This is a genomic window from Allofournierella sp., assembly GCF_017889395.1.
GTDB lineage: Bacteria > Bacillota > Clostridia > Oscillospirales > Ruminococcaceae > Allofournierella.
This window is the reverse complement of sequence record NZ_JAGHKE010000092.1, coordinates 1-10,419: the sequence shown is the minus strand read 5'-3', so window position 1 is coordinate 10,419 and position 10,419 is coordinate 1. Positions and strand designations below refer to the sequence as shown.

Annotated in this window: 8 protein-coding genes and 1 CRISPR repeat array; of the genes, 4 read left to right on the top strand and 4 right to left on the bottom strand. The window is 56.8% G+C overall.

Going from position 1 to position 10,419, the window contains the following annotated elements:
* The 3 genes from J7G73_RS11280 to J7G73_RS11270 form a co-directional block, all read right to left on the bottom strand.
* On the bottom strand, window positions 1-2,177 hold a 2,177-nt coding region (locus J7G73_RS11280), incomplete at its 3' end, for a DUF2142 domain-containing protein (protein WP_291246317.1).
* Between the two features lie 219 nt (window positions 2,178-2,396).
* Window positions 2,397-2,675 (bottom strand): zinc-ribbon domain containing protein, encoded by a 279-nt coding sequence (locus J7G73_RS11275; protein ID WP_087180234.1) that lies wholly within the window; start codon window positions 2,673-2,675, stop codon window positions 2,397-2,399.
* Window positions 2,676-2,816: 141 nt separating this feature from the next.
* Complete coding sequence (locus J7G73_RS11270; RefSeq protein ID WP_291246316.1) at window positions 2,817-3,362, bottom strand: sigma-70 family RNA polymerase sigma factor; 546 nt, start codon at window positions 3,360-3,362, stop codon at window positions 2,817-2,819.
* Between the two features lie 511 nt (window positions 3,363-3,873).
* Between J7G73_RS11270 and hcp the strand changes: the two genes are divergently transcribed.
* Window positions 3,874-5,514, top strand: a complete 1,641-nt coding sequence (hcp, locus tag J7G73_RS11265; protein WP_291246315.1) for a hydroxylamine reductase — start codon at window positions 3,874-3,876, stop codon at window positions 5,512-5,514.
* A gap of 66 nt (window positions 5,515-5,580) precedes the next feature.
* Here the strand turns inward: hcp and J7G73_RS11260 are convergent, their stop codons facing one another.
* Entirely contained in the window at window positions 5,581-6,030 is a 450-nt protein-coding gene (locus J7G73_RS11260) for a GNAT family N-acetyltransferase (RefSeq protein WP_291246314.1), read from the bottom strand.
* A 335-nt stretch (window positions 6,031-6,365) separates the two neighbouring features.
* Between J7G73_RS11260 and J7G73_RS11255 the strand changes: the two genes are divergently transcribed.
* The 3 genes from J7G73_RS11255 to J7G73_RS11245 all read left to right on the top strand — a co-directional run bounded on the left by J7G73_RS11255 (window position 6,366) and on the right by J7G73_RS11245 (window position 9,570).
* Complete coding sequence (locus J7G73_RS11255) at window positions 6,366-7,445, top strand: NCS2 family permease (RefSeq protein WP_291246313.1); 1,080 nt, start codon at window positions 6,366-6,368, stop codon at window positions 7,443-7,445.
* Between the two features lie 19 nt (window positions 7,446-7,464).
* Window positions 7,465-8,718 (top strand): amidohydrolase family protein, encoded by a 1,254-nt coding sequence (locus tag J7G73_RS11250; protein ID WP_291246312.1) that lies wholly within the window; start codon window positions 7,465-7,467, stop codon window positions 8,716-8,718.
* 96 nt (window positions 8,719-8,814) lie between these two features.
* Window positions 8,815-9,570 carry a MerR family transcriptional regulator gene (locus J7G73_RS11245; RefSeq protein ID WP_291246311.1) on the top strand — a complete coding sequence of 252 codons (756 nt, stop codon included), beginning with the start codon at window positions 8,815-8,817 and terminating at the stop codon, window positions 9,568-9,570.
* Between the two features lie 301 nt (window positions 9,571-9,871).
* A CRISPR array of direct repeats spans window positions 9,872-10,377; the repeat unit is 33 nt; unit sequence ATTTCTATCCACGCCCTCCGTGCGGAGGGCGAC.
* Window positions 10,378-10,419 lie beyond the last annotated feature (42 nt).

Here is a 10,419-nt window from a genome sequence, read left to right as displayed (position 1 = left end):
ATGCCGAACACAGTGGTCGCATTGATGGGCGTCCAGATCAAAGCCGCCGCCACCATGAGCAGCACCACCGAGACCACCACCAGGCCCATGACCCAGCGGACCGGCCGGGTCAGCCGCACCGGCTGCTCGGTCTGGCGGACCGAAGCACACACCGGGACCAGCAGCAGAAGAATGGTCAGGCTCCAGCTGAGCGCCAGCTTGTGCACAATGGGCTCGCCGGGCAGCGCGCCCACCAGTCCCTGCAGATAGACCGGCAGCTGATCCACCACCGTGTTGGCCAGCAACTTGATGGTCTGACTGGGATGGCTGAGCATGTAGCCAATGCTGAAGGTATAGATGGATTCTCCGTTGGGCTGGATGCCCGCGGCCATCTCCTCCGGGGTCAGGGTCTGGCCGCTGTTGGCCAGCACCCAGAGCACGGTGGCTCCGCCCGCCAGCACAATCAGCCCGCAGGCCCCAAGCGCCGCCCACTTGAACCAGCGTTTGTGATGCAGTTTATACCAGGCAGCCACACATACCGCCGCCAGAAGCAGCGCAGGCAATACGGCAAGCTGGATGCGCTCGGTATCCACACTGCGCAGCATATAGGCCATGGTGGTGCCGTTGGCCAGCAGCCAGCCGATCACGGCCGCCGCACATACCAGCGCCTTGAAAACACGGCTGCGCAGCCTGCCTCCCAGATTCTCCGCCTTCATAGGGAAGACCAGCGCCACCATACCCAGGTAGATCGCTTTTGCCGGGGCCAGCAGTGCTGCCAGAATCAGAAGCGCCGCCTGACGCACAAAGCTCACCGGCTTCTTCTCCGTCATACCGGCGAAGCACAGGGCCGTGAACAGAAAGGCCATGCCCAATACCATGGTGTCCGCCGAGAAGCTGCCCGCCAGGGAAAGCCCCATGGGCAGCAGCGCCGCCGCACTGAAGATTTCCTTGCTGCCCCGGGGCGCTGCGCTCACTGCCAGCGCCGCCAATGCGGTGTACGCCGCCACGCTGAACAGCCGCCCCATCAGCAGCATGGGATAAAAGCCCAGACCGATCAGCCGGGCCAGCAGGATGCCCAGCGCCTGAGGTAGATACTGCACCGCCTGCGGGTTGGCCGGTGCCACCACCTCCACCTCTCGGGTGAGCTGACCGCTGTTGCCAAATCCGCCCGGATGATCCAGAATCTGCTTGTAGCCGAACACCCCGATCTCACCGGAACGATCCCGCATGTATCCGGCGTCACATTCCCGCATGGGCAGCGTGTAGACCTCCCGGCCCCAGTCGTCGTAATGCATCTGTGCGCCGGGCTGACCCAGCATTTGATTTGCCATGGAATAAGCTCCCGCCAGATGAGTATATTCATCCGGCCCGGCCATAGGAGGTGTGATCAGCACCCAGCTCAGGCCCAGAACCGCCGCCGTATAGGCCACACAGACCGGTGCGGACGCCTTTTTCCAGAAAATCAGCCACCAGGCTCCCATCACCGCCGCGAACAGAACTACCGCCACCGGAACACACAGCCACAGTCCGATGCTGCCGCTGTAGTTGGTGATGTACTGCATCGCCGCAGTGGCGCCGCCCTCCGGCTGCACCGTTCCGCCCTCCAGCGGGAAGGCCGGGTTCGCCGCATTGGCGCTGATCGCCGCATCCGGGTCTGGCACCAGAGGGATCTGGTTTGCATCCAGCTCCGCTTCCGCCGGCATGGGTCCGGCGCCATAGACAAGGCCCAGCACATCCTCTGCCGTGGCCGGTGCATAATAGATATGAAGGGTGTAGCGGGTGCCATCCTGTTCCGGGAAGACCGGCTGCTCAAATACAATGCCCTGGAAATCCAGACCCAGGATCTCGGTCATATCCAGCACGGCACCGGTCAGCCTCTGGCCACTTTCGTCCAGCAGGTCCACATACAGGGTGCCGTGCACCACCCGATCCAGACTGGAAAAATATAGCCGTACACCGTAGAGCGGGGTATCCGGCCCGGCGAGAACACCCTGGGTCCAGCCCTGGGCCGGGTCCGCCGCCAGCATCACCTGATCCTCGGCGTAATAATCATGCACCTGGTAATATTCCGACTGGCCGTTCACCGTGCGAATCACATTGTAGCCGGTCCAGGCCAGGGCCAGCGCCGTGACCGCAGCCACCAGAATACCCGCGGCGACCAGCCGCCAGCGCTTGCAAGCTGTTTGGTTCCATGCCATAACAGGGCTCCTCCGTTTGGGTTTGCATTCAGGCCGGACGCTCTGGCCCCGCCTGCTCTTACATTATTATGTATAGTATATGGGCAGACCCGGTCACACCGTTCTGCCGCCTGTTCATTGTACCGTAAATGCACCCAAAACACAAGGCCGCGTCCCGGGCACAGAAAAAGCCCCCGGCTGTTGCCGGGGGCTTTGAATCGCAAAGAAGCGAAAAACGGATCAGCCGTTCTCCTTCATCTTGGCGAAGCACTCGCTGCAGTAAACGGGGCGATCCTCGCGGGGCTGGAAGGGCACGCGAGCAACCTTGCCGCAAGCGGCGCAGGTAGCCTCGAACATTTCGCGGGTGCCGCGGGTGGCGTTCTTGCGAGCGTCACGGCAGGCCTTGCAGCGCTGGGGCTCGTTCTCAAAGCCACGGCTGGCGTAGAACTCCTGCTCGCCGGCGGTGAATACAAACTCCTTACCGCAGTCTTTGCATACCAGGGTCTTATCTTCGTACATGCTAGATTCTCCTCTGCATTCTGTTTTTTTGCCCGCGGAAGGATTTCAACCGACACCTTTGGAATTGACCAATGCTCTAAATGTTAAGCTACAGGGGCATATATACTTATGGGTCGCCACCCATAATCCAAAAGAAAAACTTCAGCCGCGGGCCTCTTTCAGCTTGCGGCGCAGGCGGGAAAGTGCGTTCTCCACCGATTTGGCACTGCGATTCAGCGCCTGAGCGATCTGCTCGTAGCTGCAGCCGTTCAGGAACAGCTCCAGCACCTCCTGCTCAAAAGGGGAAAGCCGGGTCTGAATGGTCTGCAGAGTATCCTGCAGCTGCTCATTCTGGATGGCCATCTCCTCCGGCCCGGGAGCGGTGTTTTCCTCACTGAGGGGAACGCTCTGGTTGAGCGGACCATGCTTTTTGCGGCCGGCCGCTCGCCTTGCGGTGCGGATTGCATTCTGGATGCAGCGGCCCGCATAGGTGCCAAACGAGGTTCCTTCTCCGGGGCGGTAGCTTCGGATGGCGGCAAACAAGCCGATGATTCCTTCCTGCACCGCATCGTCCAGATCCAGCCCGGGACAAACACCCGCTGCCGCATGGCTGCGGATCACCGGCATCATATGGGCAAGCACAGCGGCCAGCGCAGCTTCCTGCCCTGCCTTGGCCTGCTCAAGCAATTCTGGAGTGATCTGAGTCATACGCGGCGACCTGAACCGGCCTATCCGCCGGACCTCTATGTGACATAATAAAAGCATACCGTTTTGCCCAACGTTTGTCAAATGGGATTATCGACAACTTTTGGAGCAAATTCACAGGCAAATTCACCAATTACCTATCATCTTTGTGCGAGTTGGTAAACACCTTCCTGTTTGTTAACACTGTATCACAGAAAAGTCTTCAGGTCAATGAAAAAATAGTGACAGTTTCCCCGTTTTTATGCATAAAAATCTCAAGTCTCACAATGTGATATTCAGAAAACCTGCCTGAATCCTAGGGAATTTCGGTTCCATTCCTGCGCAATATATCTTTATTCGGTGCCGTTCTTTCCGTTTGACATCATCAAAATGTTGGATTTCAAACATACATGTTTTCAAAAATGCATTATCATTAGAGCAGCTTTCCGGCAGATAAAGCCTTTTATGCCGGTTGCTTTTTCACTAAGAACGCTCCGGCGTTCCCTTCATTCCCCATCCATAAGGAGATTTGACCATGGAACAGAAAATGTTTTGTTATCAGTGCCAGGAAACCGCCGGCTGCAAGGGCTGTACCCTTTCCGGCGTGTGCGGCAAGACCCCCGATGTGGCCGCCATGCAGGATCTGCTGGTGTACGCCAGCAAGGGCATCAGCGCGGTGACCACCGCCCTGCGCAGCGAAGGCAAAGAGGTGCCTTCTCACATCAATCATCTGATTACTCTGAATCTGTTTGCCACCATCACCAACGCCAATTTTGATAAAGAAGCCATCGTGGCCCGCATTCATGCCACTCTGGATGCAAAGCAGGCTCTGCTGGCTCAGCTGAGCAACCGCATCCCCCTGCCCGAGGCCGCTCTGTGGGACGGCAGCGGCGACTGGGAACAGAAAGCCCGTACCGTGGGCGTACTGGCCACCGAAAACGAGGACATCCGTTCCCTGCGTGAACTGATCACCTACGGCCTGAAGGGTCTTTCCGCCTATTCCAAGCATGCCAACGCTTTGCTAGAGGAGGACCCGGAGCTGGACGCCTTCCTGCAGCGGGCTCTGGCTGCCACTCTGGACGACAGCCTCACTGCCGAGGAGCTGACTGCACTGGTTCTGGAAACCGGAAAGCAGGGTGTGACCGGCATGGCTCTGCTGGACAAGGCCAACACCACCGCCTACGGAAACCCGCAGATCACCCGGGTAAACATTGGCGTGGGCAAGAACCCCGGTATTCTGGTTTCCGGCCACGACCTGCGTGATCTGGAGATGCTGCTGGAGCAGACCCAGGGCACCGGCGTGGACGTATACACCCATTCCGAGATGCTGCCCGCCCACTACTACCCCGCCTTCCGCAAATACCCCAACTTTGTGGGCAATTACGGCAACGCCTGGTGGAAGCAGAAGGAGGAGTTCGAGAGCTTCAATGGTCCCATTCTGATGACCACCAACTGCATTGTGCCGCCCAAAGCCAGCTACAAGGATCGGCTGTACACCACCGGCGCCGCCGGTTACCCCGGCTGCAAACACATTCCCGGTGAGGCAGGCCAGACCAAGGACTTCTCGGCCATCATCGAGCAGGCCAAGACCTGCCCGGCTCCCACCGAAATCGAGACCGGCGAGATCGTGGGCGGCTTTGCCCATGCGCAGGTGCTGGCTCTGGCCGATCAGATCGTGGACGCGGTGAAGAGCGGCGCCATCAGAAAGTTTGTGGTCATGGCAGGCTGCGACGGCCGTGCCAAGAGCCGCGACTACTACACCGAGTTCGCCAAGGCGCTTCCCCAGGATGCCGTAATTCTCACTGCGGGCTGCGCCAAGTACAAATACAACAAGCTGCCCCTGGGCGACATCGGCGGCATTCCCCGGGTACTGGATGCCGGTCAGTGCAACGACTCCTACTCTCTGGCTGTGATCGCCCTCAAGCTGAAGGAGGCCTTCGGCCTTTCGGACATCAACGAGCTGCCCATCGTTTACAACATTGCCTGGTACGAGCAGAAGGCGGTAATCGTGCTGCTGGCGCTGCTGTATCTGGGTGTAAAGAACATCCATCTGGGTCCCACGCTGCCCGCCTTCCTGAGCCCCAATGTGGCGAAGCTGCTGGTGGAGCAGTTCGGCATCGCGGGCATCGGCACTGTGGAGGAGGACCTGGCCCTCTTCTTCGGTGAGAATGCCTGATCTTTTTTTCAAAATACAGCCATAAAAACGCCGGGCTTTCCGATCAATCGGGAAGCCCGGCGTTTCTTATCGTCTTTTCTCCATCACAAAATTGCACAGCAGAATCCCCTTACGCTCCACCTGCTGCTCCTTCACCACCACATATCCCCGCCCCTCAAAAAAAGGGCGTGCCGTAATGGAAGCATGGGTAACGATGATCCCGCTCACGGCCCGCTCCAGCCGGTCACAGAGGGCAGTGGCAACCCCCTGCTTCTGGTAGTCCTTGTGCACATACAATCGATCCAGATAGCCGGTGGCGTCCATATCGCCAAAACCGACGATTCGTTCCCCTTCCAGCGCCACCAGACTGAAATGCTCCCGTAGCGACCGATCCCACCGTTCCAGATCAGGCTTCCCATCCGCCCAGGCGTCCAGCTGGTCCGGGGTGTAGTCCTTACTGTTGACAGTGTGCACTGTGTCGTAAAACAGCCGGGTAAGCTCTGCGCAGTCCTCCGGCCGGTATTCCCGAATCTCCATCTTTTTCTCCCTTCCACACATACTGCAGGCTGTTTGCCCATTCCAAAGCTCCCCCATATTATATCGCATATCCCTGTGTGTTTGGATAAGCAGCGGCAGCTATTTTACTTTTCCTTCTTATAAAAAAGATACTTCTTGTAATTACGGTACGAGTAATTACTAAAAGTATCCGATAATTATGAAAAATATTCCGAACACCCTTTTAAAAGCTCTTGACTCTATGGTTACCATAGGATTTATCCTGACATCGGAAACCATTCAATAACAGCAAATCAGCGCCATCCCAGAACAGCGGCGTTCCGGCTGGCGCAGAAACAGAGAGGAAGGAAAACACATTGGAATTTGAGATCATCAAAGACATTCTTTCGGTGCTCGGAAACGTGATCAACGGCCTTTCGGGAATCATCATGGGCCTCAGCTTCGGGTTTCTGTCCGCACCCACCGCACTGGGCTATTGTGCGGGCATCATCGGCATGCTGGTATTTAAAACCGTCATTCCCATCAACATTCAGGGCGAGACCATCGTGCTGGCCGGAAGTGTGGGCAAAAACTTCCGGGAACGCATCAGCATCGTATTTTACAGCGGTGTGATCATGGTGGTGCTGGGCGGTCTGGGACTGCTGCAGCGCATCGTGGATTTTGCGGGCATCTCCATCATTTCCGGCATGGAGGCCGGTGTGGGCATCATCGTTATTCGGGTAGCCATTGATCTGATCAGGGAGAGCAAGAAGACCGGTGCAGTCTCGCTCATTTCCGCCTTTGCCGCCTACTTTCTGACCAAGGACCTGAACTGGACCCTGGTCATCAGCATGGCCGCCAGCATCGCCTGCTTCCTGATCCTGAACAAGGGTCCCATGGAGGAGGTAAAGGAAGAGAGCAAATTCAAATTCTTCAAGCCTGTGACCAATCTGAATGTTGTTCGCGGCGCTCTTGCCCTGGCCTGCCTGTCCATTGGCACGAACATCGCTTACAGCGGCATCGTTTCCGGCATGGCCGGAATGGAAAACCCCAATGTGGACGGCCTGACCATCTATTCCGGCGCGGCGGATATCCTGACCGGTCTGTTTGGCGGTACTCCCGTTGAAATCACCCTCTCCTCCACAGCGGCGGCGCCCCATCCGGTGGCGGCCGGTATTCTGCTGATGGTGGTGATGGCGCTCATCCTCTTCGCACGCCTTGTGCCGAAGATTGCGCGGTTCATTCCGGCGGTCTCCATTTCCGGCTTTTTGTTCGTGCTGGGCTCCATGGTCAGTGTTCCCCAGTACGCCGCAGCCACCTTTGAGGGTGCAAGCCAGGCGGATGCTCTGGCCGGCGGCGCTACCATTGCCGTCACCGCGCTGATCGATCCCTTTGTGGGTCTTCTGGCCGGTATCGCAATTCGATTCCTGTCCGTTGTGTCGGGACTCGCGGTCTGATAGAAGAAAGGAACATACAGTGAATATTCTTCATGGCAACATTCTGTTTTCAAAAAGCTACGACGAGCTGGTCACCTATGAAGACAGCTATCTGATCGTGGAAAACGGAAAAGTTCAGGAAATTTGCCGCGTTCTGCCGGAGCAGTATAAAAACGCCGAGATCACCGACTATGGCAAAGGCGTGATCATTCCGGCCTTTTCGGACCTGCATGTCCACGCTTCGCAGTATATCGAGCGCGGTCTTGGCATGGATATGCTTTTGTCCGACTGGCTGAATCAGTACACCTTCCCCCAGGAAGCCCGCTTTGCGGACATGAACTACGCCCGGCCCATCTACGATGCTTTCATTGACGATATGATCAAGCACGGAACCTTCCATGCCTGTATTTTCGCCACCATCCATCGGGAGGCCACCTCTTATCTGATTCGCCGCATGGAGGAGCGCGGTCTCTACGGCTATGTGGGCAAGGTGAGCATGGATATCGCCTCCCCGTCGTACCTGTGCGAGACCGTGGAGGAATCCCTCCGGGAGACCGAACAGTATCTGGCCGACTGCAAGGATCACAAAACCGCAAAACCCATCATCACCCCTCGCTTTGCCCCCACCTGCAGCGAGGAGCTGGTCAAGGGTCTGGGCGCTCTGGGCAAAAAATATCAGGTAGGCTTGCAGACCCATCTGGTGGAATCCCGCTGGGAGGCCCAGGAGGCTCTGCGGGTCTATCCGGGATACAAGTGCGACACTGAGATCTACGAGAGAGCGGGGCTGATGGAGAATGGCCCGGTTGTGGGCGCGCACTTCATTTTCCCCGCCAAAGAGGACATCGAAATCATCAAGCGTCACGGCGGTTACACCGTTCACTGCCCGGATGCAACCACCAACATCATCGCCGGAATCATGGGTGTTTCCAACCTGCACAGCAACGGGGTGAATATCACCCTGGGCACCGATGTGGGCGGCGGCCATTCCATGGGCGTCTACACACAGATCGGCCGCGCTGTTCAGCTGTCCAAGCTGAAGTGGTTCTATGAGCCGGAAAACGCCAGCCCCATTACCTTCACCAACGCCTTTTATCTGGCCACCAAGGCTGGCGGAAGCGTGTTCGGGAAGGTGGGCAGCTTTGAAAAGGACTATGTGTTCAACGCGCTGGTCATCGACGGCATGGAGGATCTAAATGTCCCTCTGACCCCGGCTCAGGTGGTGGAGCGGTTCTGCTACATCGGAACCACCGACAACATCAAGGCCCGGTACCTTGGCGGCAAACGCATCGGCTGATGCAGCTCTTGACAAACGTTCAAATTACCCCTATTATGACAACCGTCGAAGCCCGGCGGTTGTCATCTTTTTTGCCGCCATCACGGGAGGTGTGTTATGAAGGAGTATCTGCGAATCGGAGAGTTGGCCAAGCTGTTTCATGTGGATGTGCAGACATTGCGGCTGTATGAGGAAAAGGGACTTTTGCTGCCACAGGGACGGGAGGAAGGAAGCAACTATCGCTATTATAAATTCGATCAGTCCTACTCGTTGGCACTGATCCGCTATCTGCGGCGGCTGGGCTGCCCGCTGTCTGAGATCAGCGGCTTTATGGGCCAGCGCAGCTTCACAGAAACTTGCTCCTATCTGCGTCATCAGTCCAGCAACCTTCAGGAACAGCTTCAGGAACTGCTGCGTCTGGATGCGGTGATCCAGACGAAAATTGCCTTTACCGAGCAGGAGCTGGAAAATCTTTGTGTTGAAAAGGTCAGTGCGGAGCATCTTGATGCCATGCAGTATATTGCATTGGGAAATCTCAGCGAGGTTTTTTCCAACGAGCTGTTCTATCTGTATCCCACTCTGGCCTTTTATCAGGGCGAGGAGCAGTCCTTCGGTGCATATCTCATCGGTGAAGTTCCCGAGGCCTCACAGCACGCCGTACACGAGATTCCCGCCGGGACCTATCTGACCGGTTACCACTCCGGGCCTTATTTCACGATCTGGGAAACCTTTGCCCGAATGCGTACCTCCACCGAGCTATCTCTGGCTGATGATGTCATCTGCATCAATATCATTGACCAGTTTGTGGAGGTAAATCCGCAAAATTATATTACGAAGATTCTGATTAAAATTTTGGACAGTAACACCGTGTAAAACAAAAAAATCCCGAACGCTCTCACGTTCGGGATTTTTGAGTTTGCGTGATGAAATTGATACCCGAAAAAGCTGTACTCTTCTCTGTGTAACAATCAGCAAAATGAGCCCTCTACACAAACTCCGCATACGTACTTTGTACAGAGGATGACTACCGTAAGTTATTACTAAACTATCGGGATAAAATTTCTACCCAAGCCCTCCGTGCGGAGGGCGACACCACAGACGGTCGCACCTCACGCAGGTGCGCGAATCATTTCTATCCACGCCCTCCGTGCGGAGGGCGACACCATCCCACCCGATTTCTATCCACGCCCTCCGTGCGGAGGGCGACCTGTTCTTCCAGCTCACGGCGGCGCTTAAGCATGATTTCTATCCACGCCCTCCGTGCGGAGGGCGACGACCCTATGGCGTGGATCACCGCGCTGCTGTACAAATTTCTATCCACGCCCTCCGTGCGGAGGGCGACGCAATCGGCATTGCAACAGGTTTCCCACTCTTCCATTTCTATCCACGCCCTCCGTGCGGAGGGCGACGGTAGTTTACGGTAATGGTGGCCTCGCCGCTGGTATTTCTATCCACGCCCTCCGTGCGGAGGGCGACATAACAACTCCACTGTCGTTTCCCCGCTGGTTGTATTTCTATCCACGCCCTCCGTGCGGAGGGCGACACGGCTACTTACCGGGCGAAATTCTGGGCTGGGAATTTCTATCCACGCCCTCCGTGCGGAGGGCGACCACGTTGCCGCACTTTAAATGTTTTACCAATATTGGAATTTCTATCCACGCCCTCCGTGCGGAGGGCGACCTCTTGGTCAACAGATCCGCATAGTTCCGGCGGGTATTTCTA

Coding starts and splice junctions, on each gene's coding strand:
- J7G73_RS11275 (WP_087180234.1), bottom strand. CDS start 2,675: ATGTACGAAGATAAGACCCTGGTATGCAAAGACTGCGGTAAGGAGTTT.
- J7G73_RS11270 (WP_291246316.1), bottom strand. CDS start 3,362: ATGACTCAGATCACTCCAGAATTGCTTGAGCAGGCCAAGGCAGGGCAG.
- hcp (WP_291246315.1), top strand. CDS start 3,874: ATGGAACAGAAAATGTTTTGTTATCAGTGCCAGGAAACCGCCGGCTGC.
- J7G73_RS11260 (WP_291246314.1), bottom strand. CDS start 6,030: ATGGAGATTCGGGAATACCGGCCGGAGGACTGCGCAGAGCTTACCCGG.
- J7G73_RS11245 (WP_291246311.1), top strand. CDS start 8,815: ATGAAGGAGTATCTGCGAATCGGAGAGTTGGCCAAGCTGTTTCATGTG.